Annotated in this window: 14 protein-coding genes; all 14 read left to right on the top strand. The window is 62.7% G+C overall.

Translation table 11 applies throughout. The features are described from left to right. The first annotated feature begins 31 nt into the window (after positions 1 to 31). The 14 genes from epsL (at position 32) to IP92_RS03915 (ending at position 19,028) form a co-directional block, all read left to right on the top strand. Entirely contained in the window at positions 32 to 1,159 is a 1,128-nt protein-coding gene (epsL, locus tag IP92_RS03850; protein WP_229418603.1) for an XrtB/PEP-CTERM-associated polysaccharide biosynthesis outer membrane protein EpsL, read from the top strand. A 12-nt stretch (positions 1,160 to 1,171) separates the two neighbouring features. Next, entirely contained in the window at positions 1,172 to 2,554 is a 1,383-nt protein-coding gene (locus IP92_RS03855) for an undecaprenyl-phosphate glucose phosphotransferase (protein WP_145873162.1), read from the top strand. Positions 2,555 to 2,776: 222 nt separating this feature from the next. Further along, a complete protein-coding gene (locus tag IP92_RS03860; RefSeq protein ID WP_145873163.1) occupies positions 2,777 to 3,763 on the top strand; it encodes an EpsD family peptidyl-prolyl cis-trans isomerase in 987 nt (328 codons plus the stop codon). Between the two features lie 38 nt (positions 3,764 to 3,801). Continuing rightward, entirely contained in the window at positions 3,802 to 4,590 is a 789-nt protein-coding gene (gene epsE / locus IP92_RS03865) for a polysaccharide export protein EpsE (protein WP_145873164.1), read from the top strand. A gap of 36 nt (positions 4,591 to 4,626) precedes the next feature. After that, positions 4,627 to 6,033 carry a chain length determinant protein EpsF gene (gene epsF / locus IP92_RS03870; protein WP_145873165.1) on the top strand — a complete coding sequence of 469 codons (1,407 nt, stop codon included), beginning with the start codon at positions 4,627 to 4,629 and terminating at the stop codon, positions 6,031 to 6,033. Between the two features lie 18 nt (positions 6,034 to 6,051). Further along, positions 6,052 to 6,948 carry a chain length determinant protein tyrosine kinase EpsG gene (epsG, locus tag IP92_RS03875; RefSeq protein ID WP_145873166.1) on the top strand — a complete coding sequence of 299 codons (897 nt, stop codon included), beginning with the start codon at positions 6,052 to 6,054 and terminating at the stop codon, positions 6,946 to 6,948. Beyond that, a complete protein-coding gene (gene xrtB / locus IP92_RS03880; RefSeq protein ID WP_145873167.1) occupies positions 6,948 to 7,841 on the top strand; it encodes an exosortase B in 894 nt (297 codons plus the stop codon). Before epsG ends, xrtB begins: the two co-directional genes overlap by 1 nt. Then, positions 7,838 to 8,524, top strand: a complete 687-nt coding sequence (gene epsI / locus IP92_RS03885; protein ID WP_145873168.1) for an exosortase-associated protein EpsI, B-type — start codon at positions 7,838 to 7,840, stop codon at positions 8,522 to 8,524. Before xrtB ends, epsI begins: the two co-directional genes overlap by 4 nt. 33 nt (positions 8,525 to 8,557) lie before the next feature. Next, entirely contained in the window at positions 8,558 to 10,063 is a 1,506-nt protein-coding gene (locus tag IP92_RS03890) for a lipopolysaccharide biosynthesis protein (RefSeq protein ID WP_229418604.1), read from the top strand. Between the two features lie 9 nt (positions 10,064 to 10,072). Next, on the top strand, positions 10,073 to 11,527 hold the full coding sequence (locus IP92_RS03895) for an O-antigen ligase family protein (protein WP_145873170.1): 1,455 nt from the start codon (positions 10,073 to 10,075) through the stop codon (positions 11,525 to 11,527). Between the two features lie 63 nt (positions 11,528 to 11,590). Then, positions 11,591 to 12,577, top strand: coding sequence for an acyltransferase family protein (locus tag IP92_RS03900; RefSeq protein WP_145873171.1), 987 nt, complete (start codon positions 11,591 to 11,593; stop codon positions 12,575 to 12,577). A gap of 399 nt (positions 12,578 to 12,976) precedes the next feature. Then, entirely contained in the window at positions 12,977 to 13,933 is a 957-nt protein-coding gene (locus IP92_RS03905) for a glycosyltransferase family 2 protein (protein ID WP_145873172.1), read from the top strand. Positions 13,934 to 14,358: 425 nt separating this feature from the next. Beyond that, positions 14,359 to 16,596: a DUF4962 domain-containing protein gene (locus tag IP92_RS03910; RefSeq protein WP_229418605.1), complete on the top strand. Its 2,238-nt coding sequence runs from the start codon at positions 14,359 to 14,361 to the stop codon at positions 16,594 to 16,596. A 659-nt stretch (positions 16,597 to 17,255) separates the two neighbouring features. Next, entirely contained in the window at positions 17,256 to 19,028 is a 1,773-nt protein-coding gene (locus IP92_RS03915) for a DUF1800 domain-containing protein (protein WP_145873173.1), read from the top strand. Positions 19,029 to 19,031 lie beyond the last annotated feature (3 nt).

Genomic DNA, 19,031 nt, shown 5'->3' on the forward strand with positions numbered 1-19,031 from the left:
CTGCGCGGCCGCACTGTTTTCGGGGAGCGCCATGGCCGAGATCAGCGACACGATCCACCCATTCGTGGCGCTCGGATACACCTACGACGACAACCTTTTGCGGCTGCCGGACAACTATCCGGTCGAGCAGCGCTCCGACCGGGCCCGGCAAGCCCAGGCCGGTATCGTTGTCGAGCGCGACATCAGCCGCCAGCGGCTGACGGCGACGGCGAAGGTTTCCCGAGTATCGTTCGATCATTACACCCAACTTGATTACAACGGCAAGGATTTCAAGGCCGATCTTGCCTGGCAGCTCGGCAATCGCTTCTCGGGCAACCTGGGCGGCAGCTACGTCGAGACGCTGACGCCGTTCACCGACTACAACTCGGACGAGCGCAATCTGCGCACCACGCGCCGCGAATACCTGAGCGGCAAATGGCGCTTCCACCCGAGCTGGCAGGCACGCGCCGGCTTCACCCGTACCAAGCACGAATACGAGCTGCTCGCGCAGCGCGTCAACAACCGTACCGAGGACGTGTCGGAAGTCGGTGGCGACTACCTTGCCGCCAGCGGCAGCCAGATCGGCCTGGTCGCGCGGCGCCTGAAGGGCAGCTATGAGAATCCCCGCTTCATCGGCGGCATCGCGCTGGACGACAACTACACGCAGGATGAGCTGAAGGCCAATATCAACTGGCGGATCAGCGGCGTCACCTACGTCCAGGTGCTGGCAGGCTACGCCAAGCGCAAGCACGAACGTTCCAGCAGCCGCGATTCGAGCGGCGCCAACGGGCGGGCATCCGTGACCTGGGCGCCACTGGGCAAGGTGAAGTTCACCGGCGAAGTGTGGCGCGAATTCGCGGCCGTCGAAAGCTTCATCGTCAGCAACAGCCTGAACAAGGGCGGCAGCCTGGGTGCGACGTGGGATATCAGCGCCAAGCTGCAGGCCTCGGCCAGCGTGCGGCGCGAAACCCGCGATTTCGAGCAGTTCCCGGGCATCGGCTTTACCGGCCAGACGAGCGACCGGGCAACCAGCGGCCAGCTGGGCTTGACCTACTCGCCGACGCTGCGCACACAGCTGAGCGTGTCTGCCTTCCGCGAAAAACGGGACGGCAGCCAGCTTGCCGGCACCAATGATTACCGTGCAAACGGCGTGTCGATCAACGGCAGCGTGCAGTTCTAAAGAAGTGTTGCAATGACCATTAACGATATTCCCCTGATTTCGTTCTTCCAACGCGTCCTGGATCCCCTCGTCATCATGGGGGCGCTGTATGCCACCTCGACGATGTATGGCGAGCCGTTTACCGGCTACGCGCTCGTGCTGATGATCCTCGCGTTCTTCATCTCGTCCGCCGTCTACCAGCACATCGACCCGTACCGTACGTGGCGCAGCGGCCGCATGCTGGCCTACTCGCGCGACATCTTCTGCGGCTGGGGTGTCACGGCACTGATCCTGGTCTTTCTCGGCAACGTCAGCGGCCTGGCCTACCACTACGACGAACGCGTCGTGCTGACCTGGTTCGTCGCCACGCCGTTCGTCCTGCTGGCCAGCCACCTCGCCGCCCGCAAGGTCGGTTCCGATCCGTCGAACGCCAGCGAAGTACGTTCCACGCTGATCGTCGGTGCGAACGACGTCGGTATCAAGTTCGCCCGCACCGTCGAGCGCTATCCGAACCTGTTCATGGAAGTGCGCGGTTTCTTCGACGACCGCACCGAAGACCGCCGCCCGCCCGAACTGCATCACCCGATTCTCGGCAAGATGTGCGACGTGGCCGCGTATGTGCGCGAGAACAACATCAAGATGATCTTCATCAGTCAGCCGATCTCGGCCCAGCCGCGCATCCGCAAGCTGCTCGACGACCTGCAGGACACGACCGCATCGGTCTACTTCCTGCCCGACATCTACGTGTTCGACCTGATGCAGGCCCGCTTCGACAACGTCGGCGGCATGCCGGTGATCGCGATCTGCGAAACGCCGTTCACGGGCTTTAACAGCCTGCTCAAGCGCGCCAGTGACATCGTGCTGGCCCTGATCATCCAGTTGATGCTGTTGCCGCTGATGCTGGCGATCGCGGTTGCAGTGAAGTTGAGCTCGCCTGGTCCCGTCATCTTCCGGCAGCGCCGCTATGGCTTGTACGGCGAACAGATCTTCGTCTACAAGTTCCGTTCGATGACGGTGACGGAAGATGGCAGCAACGTCGTGCAGGCCAAGAAGAACGACCAGCGCATCACGAAGGTCGGCGCGTTCCTGCGCAAGACGTCGCTCGACGAGCTGCCGCAGTTCCTCAACGTGCTGCAAGGGCGGATGAGCATCGTGGGGCCGCGGCCGCACGCGGTGGCGCACAACGAGCAGTACCGCAAGCTGATCAAGGGCTACATGCTGCGCCACAAGGCCAAGCCCGGCATTACCGGATGGGCCCAGGTGAATGGCTTCCGTGGTGAAACCGAGACGCTGGACAAGATGGAAGCACGGATCCGCTACGACCTCGATTACCTGCGCAACTGGTCGCTGTGGCTCGACCTGTGGATCATCGTCAAGACCGTCAAGGTGGTGCTCGCGCGGGAGAACGCACACTGAAGACTGACTTAAATGTTGTTATTTTGTGTCGTGTCAACGCACTTCCTTCGCTACAATGCGTGAATCAAATTGCAACTTTCTGGGACGACACGCCCATCTGCCGTGGCGCAAGCTTTCGACTAAAAAGTTGCTTTCTTGTCTCTAATTTGATATTTTTGTAAATATTTGAACCGCTGAACCGGCAGTCCGCCACGGCGCTCATCATGGAACCGGAGGAGTCTCTTGAAACATTCTGAACAATCCAGCCCGAAACATCGCCACGGCCAACGCCGTCATACGCAGGTCTTGGGTGTGGGCCTGCTGGTGCTGGCTGCCGCTGTGTTGTCGGCTTGCGGTGAGAAAGCCGAGAAGAAGCCCGGGCAGGCGCTGGCAAGCGTGAACGGCGAGGAAATCACCGTCCTGCAGCTCAATGAGGAGCTGGCACGCGTCAATCCGCAGGTGGCCCAGCAGGAAGGCGCCCGCAAGCAGTTGCTGGAAGCGCTGATCGACCGCCAGCTGCTGCAGAGCGAGGCGGCAAAGGAAAAGATCGACCGCGATCCGAAGGTCGTGCAGGCGATCGAGCGGGCCAAGGCAACCATCGTTGCGCAGGCCTATCTGCAAAAGCGCGTCGGCACGATTCCCCGTCCGACGAAGGCCGAGGTCGAGGCGTACTACAACCAGAATCCGCAGTTCTTCTCGAATCGCAAGCAGTTCGACATGAACCAGCTGGTGCTGGCGTCGTCCGACGTGACCGACGAGACCAAGAAGGTCATCGATGCGTCGAAGTCGATCGAGGAAGTGGCGAAGTGGCTCGACCAGCAAAAGATCCGTTATGGCCGCGGCCAGCTGAGCCGCAGCACCACCGAACTGCCGCCCGAGCTGAGCACCCGCCTGCAGGCGATGCCGAAGGGCCAGCTGTTCATCATCCGCGAAGGCCAGCGCAGCATGCTGCTGTCGATTGCCGACGTGAAGGACGCGCCGGTCTCGCTCGAGCAAGCGCGTCCGCAGATCGAACAGTTCCTGTTCAATAAGAAGAACAAGGAAGCGGCGGAGGCGGCCGTCAAGCAGCTGCGCTCGACAGCGAAGATCGAGTACATGAACCAGCCCGCAGCGACCGGCGCACCGGCGCCTGCCGCGGCCCCGGCTGCTGCGCCGGCCCCGGCGGCACCGGCGGCAAATGCGTCGCATGGCGAAGACGTCAATGCACGCGGCGTCGCCGGTCTGAAGTAAGTAGTGACGCGATCAACGACATAAAAAAAAGGAATCCTATGAAACGCTTCGTGATGTGGATGCTGGCAAGTGTGATGACGCTTGCAATGGGCTGGGCCATGGCGGCCGATGCAACGCTGGGGGCCGGGGACGTGGTCAAGATCTCCGTCTATGGCAGCCCTGATCTCACCACCGAAACCCGGATCAGCCAGAGTGGCGTGATCACGTTCCCGCTGGTCGGGCAGGTGCAGCTGGGCGGCCTGGAACTGCCGGCCGCCGAGAAGAAACTGGCCGGCCTGCTCGAGAGCGGCGGCTTCATCCGCAAGCCCCAGGTGACGATTCTGGTGACGGCGATCTCGAGCCAGCAGGTCTCCGTGCTGGGCCAGGTCAATCGCCCGGGCCGCTTCCCGATCGAAGGCAAGCGCACGATGCTGGACATGCTGGCGCTGGCCGGCGGCACCAGCATCGATGGCGCCGACACCGTGACGCTGATCCGCAAACGCAGCGGCAACGTGACGAAGGAAACCGTCGACATCGTCGAGATGATGCGCACCGGCGAGCTGCAGCGCGACGTGGAGCTGGGCGCGGACGATATCCTGTATGTGGAACGCGCACCGCGGTTCTATATCTACGGTGAAGTGCAGCGTCCGGGCGCATTCAAGCTGGAGCGTTCGATGACGGTACTGCAAGCGCTGGCGGTGGGCGGTGGCCTGACCCCGCGCGGTACTGAGCGTGGCATGCGCATCAAGCGCCGTGACGCCCAGGGCAAGATCCAGGTGATCGATGCCAAGCACGACGACCTGCTGCTGCCGGACGATATCGTGTATGTCAAGGAAAGCCTGTTCTGACAAGGCTTCGCGTTCCCTCAAGTGTAAGGTGTACTCATGAATCTCTCTCAACTACTGCTGATCCTCCGGGCCCGGAAGAAAATGGTGATCGGCACGTTGCTGCTGGTCGTGGTCGTCACGCTCGCGGTCAGCCTGCTGCTGCCGAAGACGTACCAGGCGAACAGCACGCTGCTGCTGAACTACAAGGGTGTCGACCCGCTGACCGGCCTGACGATGCCCGGCCAGCTGATGCCCGGTTATATGGCGACGCAAATCGACATCATCGGCAGTAAGAACGTGGCGCTGCGCGTCGTCGATCGCCTGCAGCTCGCCAACAGCCCGGCCGTGATCGCCCAGTTCAACGAGAGCACCGACGGCAAGGGCTCCGTCCGCGACTGGCTGGCGGACCTGCTGCTGCGCAAGCTCGACGTGACGCCGTCACGCGAAAGCAGCGTCGTCAGCGTCGGCTTCTCCGGCTCCGACCCGCAGTTCGTCGCGGCCGTGGCCAATGCCTTCGCCGAAGAGTACATGCATGCATCGGTGCAGCTGAAAGTCGATCCAATGCGCCGCGCGTCGAACTACTTCGACCAGCAAACCAAGCTGCTGCGCGACAACGTGGAACAAGCGCAGAGCCGCCTGTCCAAATACCAGCAGGAACACGGCATCGTCAGCGTCGACAACCGCCTCGACGTCGAATCGAACCGCTTGAACGACCTGTCCGCGCAGCTGGTTGCCGCCCAGGCCCAGTTGATGGAAGCGACCTCGCGCCAGCGCATGGCGAGCGGCAGCGCCGGCGCGTCGCCGGACGTCGCCGCGAACCCGCTGATCCAGAACCTGCGTGTCGGCCTGGGTAACGCGGAAGCGAAGCTGGCCGATATCGGCCAACGCCTCGGCCGCAACCACCCGCAATACGAGAGCGCACAAGCCGAAGTGGCGAAGCTGCGCCGCGACCTGAACGAGCAGATCGCGCTGACGTCCCAGAGCGTGGGCAACAACGCCACCGTGCTGGCCCAGCGCGAAGCGCAGATCCGCCAGGCGCTGGCGGAGCAGAAGGCCAAGGTGCTCGAACTGAACCGCACCCGCGACGAGATGAACGTGCTGATGAAGGACGTCGAGAGCGCGCAGCGTGCGTTCGACGTGACGTCGCAGCGCGGCTCGCAGACCCGTATCGAAGGCCAGGCCGAGCAGTCCGACATCGCGATCCTGAACCCGGCCGTCGTGCCGACCGAGCCGTCTGGCCCGCGCGTGTTCCGCAACCTGCTGCTGTCCGTGTTCCTCGGCATCCTGCTGGGCTTCGGTGCCGCCATCGTGCTGGAACTGCTTGACCGCCGTGTGCGTTCCGAAAACGACCTCAACGACGCGCTGGACATTCCGCTGTTCGGTGTCATCGACTGGAAAGAGCCGGCCCGCCGCAAGACAGGCATCCTTGCTTCCCTGATGCCGCGCCGTCCGCGCTTAACCTGATCTGATTTGGAGACAGCCATGAATCAAGCAACCATTCCCCTGGCACCGCAGACGCCGGCGCGCGGCAACGGCAGCGGTAGTGCCGGTGCCGGAAACAGCATCGGCGGCCTCCTGCTGGAGTCGGGCAAGATCACGCCCGAGGGCGCGGAACGCGTCCTGCGCATGCAGAAAGAACTGGGCATCCGTTTCGGCGAGGCGGCACAGCGCCTCGGCCTGATCACGGAAGCCGACATCCAGCAAGTGCTGGCGCGCCAGTTCGACTATCCCTACCTGCAGCCGGGCGAGGGCAAGTTCTCGCCCCATCTGGTTGCCGCTTACCAGCCGTTCAGCCCGCAGGTCGAAACGCTGCGCGCGGTCCGTAGCCAGCTGATGCTGCGCTGGTTCGCCCGCGGCCACAAGTCGCTGACCGTGATGAGCGCCCGTCCGGGCGACGGCGCCAGCCTGTTCGCCGCGAATCTGGCGGTGGTGTTCTCCCAACTGGGTGAACAGACGCTGCTGGTGGATTCCAATCTGCGTCAGCCGCGTCAGCAAGCCATCTTCAACGCGCAGAACCGCCAGGGTCTGTCCGATGTGCTGGCCGGCCGCGCCGACCTGAACGCGATCGCCCGCGTGGAATCGTTCGTCGACCTGTCGGTGCTGGGCGCCGGCACGCTGCCGCCGAATCCGCAGGAACTGCTCAGCCGCGATACGTTCGGCACGCTGAACACCCAGCTGGAAAGCCGTTACGACGTGGTGCTGTACGACGTCCCGGCAAGCAGCAGCGGTTCGGATGGCATGGCCGTCGCGGCACGCACCGGCGGCGTGCTGCTGGTGGCGCGCAAGGACGTGACGCCGCTCGCCGCGATCGCCACGATGAGCGACCAGCTGGCGCAGAACGGCGTCAAGGTCGTCGGTTCGGTGTTGGTGAGCTTCTGATGGACATGGCGAACAAGTTGCAGCCGGCCGCGGAGCCGCAAGCGTTGCGCAAGCTGCCGCCCGAGCTGGTGCCGATCGTGGCGGGCATGGCCCTGCTGCTGGTGCCCACGCTGTATCGCTTGTTCACCGGCGCCTGGGCCAGCGAGGAACAGGCGCATGGCCCGATCATCCTGGCCTTGTCGCTGTGGCTGATGTGGCGCAATCTCCCGACGGTACAGCAGTTGCCCGCCCGGCCGTCCGCCGCGGGCTGGCCGGTCCTTGTGGTGTCGTTGCTGCTGTACGTACTGGGCCGCTCGCAGCAGATCCTGTCGTTCGAGATCCTGTCGCTGCAAGGCGTGGCCGTGGCGCTGTTGCTGCTGCGCCGCGGCTTCCCGGCACTGCGCGTGCAGTGGTTCCCGTTCTTCTTCATGCTGTTCCTGGTTCCGCTGCCCGGCACGGTCGTCAGCGCGCTGACGATGCCGATGAAGATGGCTGTCTCGTACGTCACCGAGCATCTGCTGTATGCGGCGGGTTACCCCATCGCCCGCAGCGGGGTGATCCTGCAAATCGGCCAGTATCAGCTGCTCGTCGCCGACGCATGCGCCGGCCTGCAGACGCTGCTCACGCTGGAAGCGCTGGGGCTGTTCTACCTCAACGTCGTACGGCATACGTCGGCCTTCCGCAACCTGGCGCTGGCGCTGCTGATCATCCCGATCTCGTTTACCGCGAACGTCATTCGCGTGATCACGCTGACGCTGGTGACGTTCTACCTGGGTGACGCGGCGGGGCAAGGTTTCCTGCACGGGTTCGCCGGCATGGTGCTGTTCGTCTCGGCACTGATCCTGATACTTTCGATCGATTCGCTGCTGCAGTGGGTCGTGCGGCGCCGCGAGCGCCAGGGAGCAAAAGCATGAAAAAGCCCATGGCGGTAAGCCTGGTGTTGTTCGCGATGATGGCATCGGCCGCGGCGATCAGCTACGCGGTCGCGCCGACCGCGAAGATGGCCGACCGGCGCGGCCAGTTCGATCTCGAGACGCGGATTCCGCGCGAGTTCGGCGACTGGAAAGTCGACCCGACCATCGTGCCGCTGCAGGTCGATCCGGACACGCAGGCGCGCCTGAACCGTATCTACAACCAGACGCTGTCGCGCACGTATATCAATCGCGATGGCGAGCGGGTGATGCTGTCGATCGCCTACGGTGGCGACCAGAGCGACAACATGGGCGTGCACAAACCGGAAGTGTGCTACGTGGCACAAGGGTTCGACGTCCGGCGCAACGAGGTCGGCGAGGTCGCGACGCCGCACGGCAACTTGCCGGTGCGGCAGCTGCTGGCCGTGACCGGCGCGCGCAGCGAACCGATCACCTACTGGATCACGATCGGCGACAAGATCACCCGTCCGGGCATTGACCAGCGCCTGCAGGAACTGAAGATCGGCCTGACCGGCGTCGTGCCGGACGGGATGCTGGTACGTGTTTCCACCCTCGATACCGATACTTCCCATGCCTACGGCGTCCAGGCCGACTTCATCAGGGCACTGATCGACCGCCTGCCGGCGGCCGACCGCGCGCGCCTGATCGGCACCTTCAATGGCTGATGCAGCCTTCTTTGCAACGGAAGTGTCAGTCTGATGAGCGGCAGTGAGCTGAATCGAAAAAGTGTCAGCGCGGTGAAGTGGGCCGCGGCGGGAACGGCGATCCGTTTCCTGCTGCAATTGCTGACACAAGTCATCCTCGCCCGCCTGCTCGGACCGGAGAGTTACGGCTTGTTCGCGATGGGTTTGATCGTGCTGACGCTCAGCACCTTCGTCGCGGATTTCGGCTTTTCCTGGAGCCTCGTGCAGAACAAGGAGTTGACGGAGAACGACGTCCGCTTCGCATTCACGTGGCAACTGTTGTCCGGCACGGCCGCGACGCTGGCCTTGTTGTTGCTGGCGCCGTTGGTCGCGGAGTACTTCCGCGAGCCGCGCGTGGAAATCATCGTGCGCTGGCTCAGCCTTACCTGCGTGCTGACGGCGGTCACCGCGCCCGGCAGCAATCTGCTGCGCCGCAAGCTGGATTTCCGCACGCTGAACGTGATCCAGATCGTCAGCTACGTCATCGGCTACCTGCTGGTTGGCGTCACGCTGGCATTCCTGGGCTTCGGCGTCTGGGCCCTGGTGTCCGCGTGGCTGAGCCAATCGTTCTCGGCGCTGGTGCTGACGTTCCTGCGTGCTCCGCATTCCGTGCGGCCGCTGTTGTGGTACGCCGGCGCGCGCCGCTCGACGTCGGCCGGCGGCACCGTCTTCGTGACGAACGTCTGCAACTGGCTGCTCAATAACGTCGACCGCCTGTTCCTGGGCCGCTTCCTAAACGCGCATTCGGTAGGCGTGTACACGGTCGGCTACAACCTGGCCAACACGCCGAATTCGCTGTTCCTGACGGCGCTGCAGCCTGCTTTCCTTGCTGCCGGCAGCAAGCTGCAGGACGAGCCGGCACGCCTGCGCGAAGTCTATCTGTCCGTGCTGTCCTGCGTGTGGATCCTGGTCGGACCGGCCTTCATCCTGCTGGCTTGCGCGGCACCGCACCTGATCGCTTTCCTGTATGGCGCGGTCTGGGCCGAATCGTCCGCCGTGCTGGCGGTGCTCGCGCTGGCGATGCCGGCGTATGTCAGCTGGGGGCTGTCCACGCCGGTGCTGTGGAACACGGGCGGCCGGCACCTGGAGAGCCTGTTGCAAATGCCGGTGCTGGCCCTGGCGTTCGTGGGGCTGTGGCATTTTGCGGGGCAGGGCGCGACAGCGGTCGCGCTGGTTGCGGCGGCAACGTTGGCAATGCGCGCGCTCGTCGTCGGCGTTTGCGCCTGTGTCCGGCTGCATGTCGGCGTGCCGGTCCTGTTGTCGATCGGGTGGCGGGCCGCCATCCTGATGGCAACGACCGCGGTCGGGACGCTGGGCGCCGCGGGCCTGCCGCCCGCCGGCACGTTGCCGCTGCTGCAGTTGACCGCTGCGGTCGTGGGAGGCGTGCTGTTACCGACCGTTGCGGTGCTGGCGTTTCCGCAATTGCTGGGTTCGCGGGTAGTCGACATGCTGAAGCGTTTCACTCCCCCGGTGCCGGGCCGGCTTTACCTGTACCTGCGTTCCCGAACGCAGCACCAATGAGAATTTGCCATGACTGAAATCCTGATCACCCTGATCGTTATCCTGGTGGCGCTGGCCGCGGTTGGCTGCCTGGCGCTGGCCATGCACTGGGGGCACAAGCGGGACCATGGGCTCGTACCTTACATCTTCTATCCGACACTGGCCGCTGCCGCGATTGGCATTGCGCTGTCGGCTCGGGACCTGAGCGCCGAATCGGACATCATGTCGCTGGCCACCGGCAAGCACCCGCTCGCGGTCTGGGTAAGCCGCTTCGCTTCCGTGTTCGTCCTGCTCGCTTGCGGCGAGCGTATCCTCCATCGGATGGTGCACCTGAAGAAGGCGGAGCCGCCGCCGCGACTGCTGATGTTCGGCTTCTGGGTATTTGTGCTGAGCAACGTCGCCAGCCCGGCACTGTTTGGCCGGCATCCGAATCTGTCGCACGAATACCTGTACATGGCGCTGTTCGGCCAGTGCGCGTTGTTGTTCAGTGCTTACGATGCCGACCTGACAGTGAAATCGATCCGTAACGCCTGCATGTTGTTCCTGCTGGCCAGCGCGGCAATGCTGCTCGTCCGGCCGTCCCAGGTGCTCGACTTCGCGTACCACGGATTGATTCCCCACCTGCCGCGTTACGCCGGCCTCGCGCCGCACGCCAACACGCTGGGGCCGCTGGCGGTCGTGTATCTGCTGTGCCTGTGGCACCGGCCGTTCGAAAAGCTGTCGGTCAACCGCGCGGCGTGGGCACTTGGTCTCGGCTCGCTGCTGCTGACCCAGTCCAAGACCAGCTGGATTTCGCTGATCCTTGCCTCGTCGTGCATCGTTTTCTACCGCTACCGGCCGGCGCTGGCCGCGCGCTTCGGAGACCCGCGCCGGCCGGCGCTGCCGTCGTTCATCCTTGGCGGCATGATGGTCGCGCTGACGATCGTCGGCGTCGTCCTGATGTTCGCCGACGTGGGCGGCACGGTGGAGCGCATGTTCTCCAGCGGTGCCGGCGCCGAACTGGCGTCGTTCAGCGGCCGCGATGCCATCTGGGCCGTCGCGAAGGAGGAGTTCGAACGCAATCCGATCTTTGGCTACGGCCTGACAATCTGGAACCTGCAGTTCCAGATCGCCGCGCGGCTGCCGTTCGCAGTCCATGCGCACAGCCAGCTCTTCCAGACGGCCTCGAGCGCCGGAACGGTCGGTCTCGTCGGCTTGTTCGTCTACGCGCTGGTCTTGCTGGCGATGACCCTGCGCACGGCGCGCGCCAGCGGCGGCCTGTCGATGGCGCTGTTCCTGATCCTCGTGGTGCGCGGTGTCAGTGAAGTGCCGCTGCAGATGACGGGCTTTGGCCTGGACACGATGACCCATCTGCTGTTGCTCGTGGTGCTGACGGCCTACAGCCTGCCGCATGCGAAAGCCAGCTGGGCGCAGGCGAAAACAAGAAAGCAGCAGCAACCGGCGGTAGCTCCCGCGGCTGCCCCCGTGGTTGCTCAAATTTCGTGAAGGTCGCCTGATGCTCGCGACGACAACGCGCCGTGTGACGGCCCAGTGGAGGAATGGCAGTAAATGAAACGTGTTGAAGCACTCGACATCGCAAAAGGAGCGGCGATCATCTGTGTCGTCCTGGGGCATGTCGTCTCCCGCGGAAACGTGCCGGGAGTCGAGTGGTATCCGATCCTGAAGCGGGCGTTGTATTCGTTCCATATGCCGCTGTTCATGGCGCTGTCCGGCATGGGCTTGGGCCTGTCGTGGCGTCACCGCCAGTCCTGGGCGGCGGTGGGCGAACTGGTCAGCAAGCGGATCCGTACGCTGTTGGTGCCGTATCTGGTGTTTGGCGTGATCATCGTCGCGGGCAAGCTTGTCGCCCAACGCTTCATGCATGTCGACAATATTCCAGACGGCCTGGTCAGCGGCATCGTGAAGATCATCTTGTATCCGATGCAATCCGCGTCGGTATTCCTGTGGTATATCCAGGTGCTGGCCTGGTACTTCCTGTTCGTGCCTTGGATGATGCAGTACGACGAGCGCCGCACGCCCTGGCTGCTGCTTGCTCTCGGCATCGTGCTGAACCAGTTCGAATGGACTTATCTGCTCAACATCACCGGCGTGGTCGAATACTTGCCGTTCCTGGCGGCGGGCATCCTGCTTGGACAACATTGGAGCCGGCTGGTGACGGGCGTGCTGTCCGCGCGCTACGCACTGGTCTGGGGTGTGCCGTTTGCCGCGGCAATCGTGTATTCCATCCTCGTCGGATGGTTGCCAAAATGGTTTGTGGGGATGCTGTCCATCCCGGCCGTGCTGACGGCGGCGCAGCTCGTACGCGGCGTCGTCGCCGATCGCCTGGTGTTTCTCGGTAATCACACATTGTCGATTTACCTGATGAATACGATATTTATTGGCTTAGTGAAAGGAATGCTAATGCCATTGATACCGTATCGCGACGAATATTTTATTATTTATTTTGTGGTTCTCTCATTCGTCGGGGTGGTCTTGCCAGTCGCGGTGAAGCTGGCATTAAATCGCGTGCATCCGCGCGCCGCCGTCTACATTTGACGGCAAGCAAGTTACTGTTGGAATAAGTCGGCAATGCTCAGGTTGTGTGGCAGTGTTGATTCTTTCTGATGAGAATGCGTACGACGAATGTAACGGCGCGCATTAGCGATATCGTCCCATCGGCCCGAAGTCGGGCTAACGTCATCAGTCTGATCTTGGCCCCAAAGTGCCGCTGGGCGGCACTGGCGTGCGCCAGGCGCCAGGCTGGCTCCTCTGCAGGAAAGTTCGATGCGCCTGGAACCCTTGGCTGGTGCCCGGGCGCGTGCGAGCAGGCGGAGGCGCAGCGAACGGTGACCGTAACAGGATCTCCAGCCCGCGCCACAGTGCGGAGCCACCAGGCCTTTCCCGGTCAGTGGCGGATGGGTTTTGAAATAAATTTGAATTGCAGAAAGGTGCCAGATGCTGTGTTCCGTCGTGATGCCTGTGTATAACAAGGCAGAGTTTGTCGAATTTGCGATTCGGTCGGTTCTGGAACAGACGCATGCCGACCTGGAGTTGATCGTCGTCGATGACGGTTCTACCGACCATAGCGCTGAGGTCATCAAGAAGATCGAGGATTCCCGCCTGCGCTTGATTCAGCAGCCGAATGGCGGTGTATCGCGGGCCCGTAATCGTGGCATTGAAGCCGCCACCGGCGAATTGATCAGTTTTCTCGACGCGGACGACTGGTACGGCCCGTTCTATCTTGAAGCGATCGTCGCGATGGCCACGCAGCTGCCGGATCACCACTATTTCAGTACGCATTTCCGCTGGACCCGCGACTACGAACCCGAGGTATGGGCTCAGCCGCTTCCGACCCCGCTGCCATATGAAGTCGTGATGGACTTCTTCGAGCGGCGCCGCCGCAACGGCAAGCTGTGGAATACCAACACCATCGCGGTACGGCGCACGGTACTTCAGTCGATGCAGCCGTGTTTCCCCGTCGGCGAATCGCACGGTGAAGACCAGGACCTGTGGTTCCGGCTTGCAGAACGGCATCGGCTCGTGTATTGCCCGCTGCCGCTTGTCGGGTACCGGATGGAGGTGCTGGGTAGCCTGAACAGCCGCCAGGCCAAGCGGGAACTGATGCCGGCGTTTGTCCGGCTGGAGCAGCGCGCGCTGCAGGGGCAGATCACCGGTACGGAACGGCGGGCCGCGCTGCGGATGGTCGCCGACCTGCGCGCCGGGATAGCGCGCGATCATCTCGTAGCGGGCAACCGCTCCGCCGCACTGAGCGAACTGTGGCGCGCCCGACGTGCCTGCTCGAGTCACTGGACGATCAGCGTATTGATGAGCTTGGTCTTCTCGTCGGGCATGGCACGTCGGTGGCAGGAATGGCGCAAATCGCGCGAGCCTGAACGGCGAATTAGTAAATAATAGAAGCGGTCGCAATTCAATCGCTCCAATCCCGATGATTCATTGCGCGAAAAATAACGGTTCTGATCCAAATTGCAGGATTTGAACCGTTATTCACTTAGTGCTGCAGATAATTTGTTTCTGTCTGCGTGCCGGTGCGTGGGTAGCGGTATTGATGCTCTTCAAATCGGTCCCTCTCGTTTATACGCAAAGTCTTTATGTGGCGGAAATAGAGAGTAGCGAATATGCATGAGAATTGGGGAAATTGCATGTGGCAAATTCGCCGCACACCGTGTTTTGTTGAGGAATATGTGTTGGTTAGCGGAAATGGAGCCGTATAATGTGCTCTTGACGGAGCAGGCCTCGGGCGCTGCTCCCCTTTGCTTTCGCAGCGGTAGTACGCTCCCCGGTCTGCGCTCTTCCTTATTCGCGATGGAGATTCTTGAATGAAACACCTTCCCATTCGTTCGCTGGGCATGGCCTTGGCACTTGCGCTGACCTTCGGTCAAGCCCACGGTGCCGACTGGGCCAAGTCCACCGATCCGCTCGTCGTGGTGGCCACCCCATCCGACTTGCGCGTCCAGGTGCAAAATCCGCCGACGTTCGCATGGCCCCGCCACAGCACGAACCCGGCAGCGTACGTGCTGGAAATTCGTTCCGGCACGACCGTCGTCCGTACTTACACGGCCAATCGCAACTGGTACCTGCCATCGGTGGCCTTGCCGAACGGGACCTATACATGGCGCGTGCGTCCTTCGACGACGACTGAATGGTCGGCCGATCGCTCGTTTGTCGTCACCGACGCGTCGACGAAGTTCGAGGTGCCGGAAGACTCCACCCTGATCAGCCGCGTGACGAGCAAGGCGCGTCCGCGCGGCCTGCAGAGCGGGCTGCCGCTGTACGTGAACTGGCCTACCGCGATGCAGCAGGAGCGCGGCCAGTATGTGACATGGCTCTCGAACGAAGTGAAGCGGCAGATCACTGGCCTCGGCACCGTCAAGGATTCCGACTGGCCGCTGCAGACCTCCGGCGTGGCCAGCGCGGAAGTCGCGGCGCAGACGTCGGCGATCCGTTCCGCCATCAACAAGCTGACCCGGCAGCTCGAAGGCAGCGTGATCCTGTATCGCCTGACCGGCGATCCGATCTACCTGAACGAAGCCCGTCGCCGTGGCGACGAGATGGTGGCGCTCGATCCGAACGGCCCGACCAGCTACGCCAACCAGGACCAGGCAACGCGCGCCATCATCATGTCGTTGATGAAGGGGATCGATTATCTTGCCGCCGACCTCGATGCGACCCGCCGCGCCAACTGGCTGCGTATCGTGACCGTGCGCGGCGAGGCGATGTACAACGCGCTGGCCCAGGCCAAGGGCGATATGGACCAATTCCCGCTGGACTCGCACGGCGGCACCGCGATCGGCTTCCTGGCGCTGGCCAGTACGCTGGCACTCGGCGATATCCCGGAAGCGGATAAATGGTTCCGCTTTGCGTTCCGTTTCTACGTCAGCTCGATGAATCCGTGGAGCGGCCCGGAGGGCGGCTATGGCAACGGTACCGCCTACGGCGAGTACACGATCGACTATTACCTGCAGACCTGGCAGGCACTGGGCCAGGCGACCGGCGTGAACCTGTTCGATAAACCGTGGAGCCAGGGTTTCCTGAAGTTCTTCATGGAGATGATGCCGCCGGGCACGCGCACCCACATGTTCGGCGATGGCCATGAGACGGCGCCGGAAATGAAGTTCATGAAGGCATTGGCGCTGCGTTACAAGACGCCGCAAGCGGCATGGTATGCGCGTAATCTGGTTGGTACCGAGGACCCGTTGACCTACTTGCAAGGTCCGTATCCGATGCCGGCCCTGACCGTGGCGACGCCGGCCCCGCCGCCGAATGCGGCATTGTTCCAGTCCATCGGCTGGGCCGCCTTCCACAGCGACCTGCGCGACATGACCAACCGTACCTCGGTGTTCTTCAAGTCCAGCCCGTATGGTTCGTTCAACCATAGCCACGGCGACCAGAACAGCTTCGTGCTGAAGAAGGGCGGCGTCGGCCTGTTGACGGAAGCCGGCTGGTACGACTGGTACAACTCGCCAAACTGGAGCGGCTGGTACCGCCAGACGAAGGCGCACAATGCCATCACGTACGATGGCGGCATCGGTCAGGTGATCGACGGGTGGCGCGAGCCGAAAGCGTTCAACGGCCAGATCATCGCCTACGGCGAGTACGGCAATACGTACTACGTTGCCGGTTCGGCCGCGACGGCGTTCCCCACCGGTGCGATGACGCAGAACATCCGCCGCCTGTGGTACCTGCGCACCAGCGATGCGGTCGTGATCCACGACCAGCTGGCGTCGCCCATCGCACGGACGTTCGAGTGGAACTTCCACGCGCTGGCGCCGATCAACGTCGACGCGGCGGGGCTTGTATCGGTCACGAACGCGGGCCGGACCGTGTGCCTGCGTCCGGTGTCGGATGGGCTGCGCTTCGAGCGCCGCACGGGCGGCGCCTCGCTGGCCGGAACGACCGAATACCATGGTGCGTTCGTCGGCACGAGCAAGGTGACGTCGAAGGAGATGCTGATCGTGCTGGACGTCGGCTGCAAGAACCCGGCGATACGCTACGACTCCACGTCGACCAACCGTACGCTGACGGTCGGCACCGACACGTTGAACATTCCCCGTTAAGTCTGCAGGCTGCCCCTGCCGAACCCCGCGAGCCTGCCAGGCTCGCGGGGTTTTTTATTGGGCCGTCGTCCTCACGATGGCGATCGTACGGGCCGCGCCAGTCATTACGCTGCGAGCCTTCGTAATGAGGATCGCAGCTCCAGCTGCCATGCGGATAGGGGGTATGCCCTCGATGGTTAGCATTGGCGTCGGCGCCGGTGCTTCTCCGCACGCTCCAAGCAGCGTTTTTCGCTTGCTTGTTGCCCCCTTCATTGCACGAGTTCGCGTCGATCACCTTCCGCTCCAGTAACGGCACCTGCGCAATTGCACGTAATCCGCTGCGATCACGCTGCCTTTTGTCGCCAAAATCCGACACCTACGGTTTTTCCGCATTCGTCGTTTTCTGTGATTCAAAAAAAGGATGAAAGATGCCCGTCGTAGTCACCGAAAGAATCAGGAAGTGACGCATTTTCGCAACAACGACAAAGAAATTTCTCTGAGCAATGTTTAAAGAAGCCTTTCAACCAAGAACTATGGCGCTAACTTCGGCTAATTTTGCGGGATCTTCGGGCAATTTTTTTCAAAATATGCAATGTTTGATCCTTGAAAGAGGTGTTTCTGGACCTAAAGACTGCATCGACTCTTAGAATCCGCTGGTCAATTAATGAATTGCGGAAATTATGCCGAAATTAAACATTCGACCACTCGCTTGCCTGAGCGCTGCTCTCCTGCTTGCCGCATGCGGCGCAGGCAGCGATACCGAAAGCACCAGTGCCGGCGCGGCTACCGCCTCGGCCAAACAGGGCGGCAGGAGCGCGGACGATACAGCTGCCCCGACGATTCTTGCGAGCGAGCTCGTTACCAGCGGTGCCCGGTCCGCCGCGGCCGCCCGCGTCACGCCGGAGGAAGCCTCGGCTTTCCTCAGCCAGGCCACCTTCGGGCCGACGATGTACGAGATCAACCAGGTGGCGAGCATGGGCAAGCTGAATTGGCTTAATGCTCAGTTTAACGTCTATCCGGCCTGGCACCGCGCATACATGGATCAGATGGCGACGACACTGCCGCCGCGCGCGGTCCTGAGCGAAAACCACTTCTTCCAGAGCTTCTGGAAGAACGCCATCATCGGCAGCGATCATCTGCGCGAGCGCGTCACGTATGCGCTGTCGCAGATCTTCGTCGTGTCGTTCCAGGATGGCGCTGTCGGCATGTACGCACGCGGCATGGCCTGCTACTACGACATGCTCAGCGCCAAGGCATTCGGTAATTTCCGGGACCTGCTGGAAGGCGTGGCGACGAGCCCGATGATGGGGATCTACCTGTCCCACATGCAGAACCTGCCGGAATCGGAGAACAGCACGCCGGACGAGAATTTCGCTAGGGAAATCATGCAGCTGATGACGATCGGCCTGCATCAGCTGAACCCGGACGGCACCGTGAAGCTGAGTGGCGGCCAGCCGATTCCCACCTACAACCGCGACGACGTCGCCGGACTGGCGAAGGTCTTCACCGGCTGGAGCTGGGGCGGCGGGCAGATGAACGAGTACGGCTTTACCGGCCTCGTCGCCTATTCGAGCCCCGACCGCGATTGCCTGCCGATGCAGAACTACCCGGCGTACCACTCGACGTCGAAGAAGACTTTCCTCGGCAAGACCCTGGCGGCGGGCGGCAGCGGCGAAGCCGATCTCAAGGCGGCCCTCGACACGTTGTTCAACCATCCGAATGTGGGTCCGTTCATCGGCCGTCAGCTGATCCAGCGCCTGGTGAAAAGCAACCCCAGCGCCGGGTATGTGGCCCGCGTCGCGGCCGCCTTTGCCGACAACGGCGCAGGGGTAAGAGGGGATATGAAGGCGGTGCTCCGCGCCGTCCTGCTGGACAGCGAAGCTGCCGCCGCGGGGGCGGACGACGTCGGCAAGCTGCGCGAGCCGGTGCTGCGCCTGGCGAACTGGCTGCGCGCCTTCAACGCGCGTTCCGTCTCGGGCAACTACGTCATCTGGACACTGGAGGATCCGCTGACGGGCATCGGCCAGAATCCGCTGCGCTCGCCCTCGGTGTTCAACTTCTACCGGCCGAACTATACGCCGCCGCACACGTCGATCGCCAACGCGGGCTACGTCGCGCCGGAGATGCAACTGGTCGGCGAAACGTCGGTGATCGGATACCTGAACTTCATGCAGATGGCGGTGGCGCGCGGCATCGGGCAGAGCTGGGACATCCGGCCCAACTACGCGGCGGAGCTGTCGATCGCCGAGCAGCCGGAAATGCTGGTCGACCGCATCAATCTGCTGCTGCTCAATGGTCGGATGTCCGACAGCCTGCGCTCGAAGATCGTCAGCGCTGTGGCGTCGATTCCGGTGCGCGGCAATTCGCCGCAGGCGCAGACGGCCAAGGAAAACCGCGTCTACATCGCCGTCTATTTGACGATGGCGGCCCCGGAATACCTCGTTCAAAAATAGGAA

It is taken from the genome of Pseudoduganella flava (assembly GCF_007830495.1).
GTDB lineage: Bacteria > Pseudomonadota > Gammaproteobacteria > Burkholderiales > Burkholderiaceae_D > Rugamonas > Rugamonas flava.

What these genes read in the sequence shown, in the direction of transcription:
- epsL (WP_229418603.1), top strand. Translation starts at nt 32, where the DNA reads ATGGCCGAGATCAGCGACACGATCCACCCATTCGTGGCGCTCGGATAC.
- IP92_RS03855 (WP_145873162.1), top strand. Translation starts at nt 1,172, where the DNA reads ATGACCATTAACGATATTCCCCTGATTTCGTTCTTCCAACGCGTCCTG.
- epsE (WP_145873164.1), top strand. Translation starts at nt 3,802, where the DNA reads ATGAAACGCTTCGTGATGTGGATGCTGGCAAGTGTGATGACGCTTGCA.
- epsF (WP_145873165.1), top strand. Translation starts at nt 4,627, where the DNA reads ATGAATCTCTCTCAACTACTGCTGATCCTCCGGGCCCGGAAGAAAATG.
- epsG (WP_145873166.1), top strand. Translation starts at nt 6,052, where the DNA reads ATGAATCAAGCAACCATTCCCCTGGCACCGCAGACGCCGGCGCGCGGC.
- xrtB (WP_145873167.1), top strand. Translation starts at nt 6,948, where the DNA reads ATGGACATGGCGAACAAGTTGCAGCCGGCCGCGGAGCCGCAAGCGTTG.
- epsI (WP_145873168.1), top strand. Translation starts at nt 7,838, where the DNA reads ATGAAAAAGCCCATGGCGGTAAGCCTGGTGTTGTTCGCGATGATGGCA.
- IP92_RS03890 (WP_229418604.1), top strand. Translation starts at nt 8,558, where the DNA reads ATGAGCGGCAGTGAGCTGAATCGAAAAAGTGTCAGCGCGGTGAAGTGG.
- IP92_RS03895 (WP_145873170.1), top strand. Translation starts at nt 10,073, where the DNA reads ATGACTGAAATCCTGATCACCCTGATCGTTATCCTGGTGGCGCTGGCC.
- IP92_RS03900 (WP_145873171.1), top strand. Translation starts at nt 11,591, where the DNA reads ATGAAACGTGTTGAAGCACTCGACATCGCAAAAGGAGCGGCGATCATC.
- IP92_RS03905 (WP_145873172.1), top strand. Translation starts at nt 12,977, where the DNA reads ATGCTGTGTTCCGTCGTGATGCCTGTGTATAACAAGGCAGAGTTTGTC.
- IP92_RS03910 (WP_229418605.1), top strand. Translation starts at nt 14,359, where the DNA reads ATGAAACACCTTCCCATTCGTTCGCTGGGCATGGCCTTGGCACTTGCG.
- IP92_RS03915 (WP_145873173.1), top strand. Translation starts at nt 17,256, where the DNA reads ATGCCGAAATTAAACATTCGACCACTCGCTTGCCTGAGCGCTGCTCTC.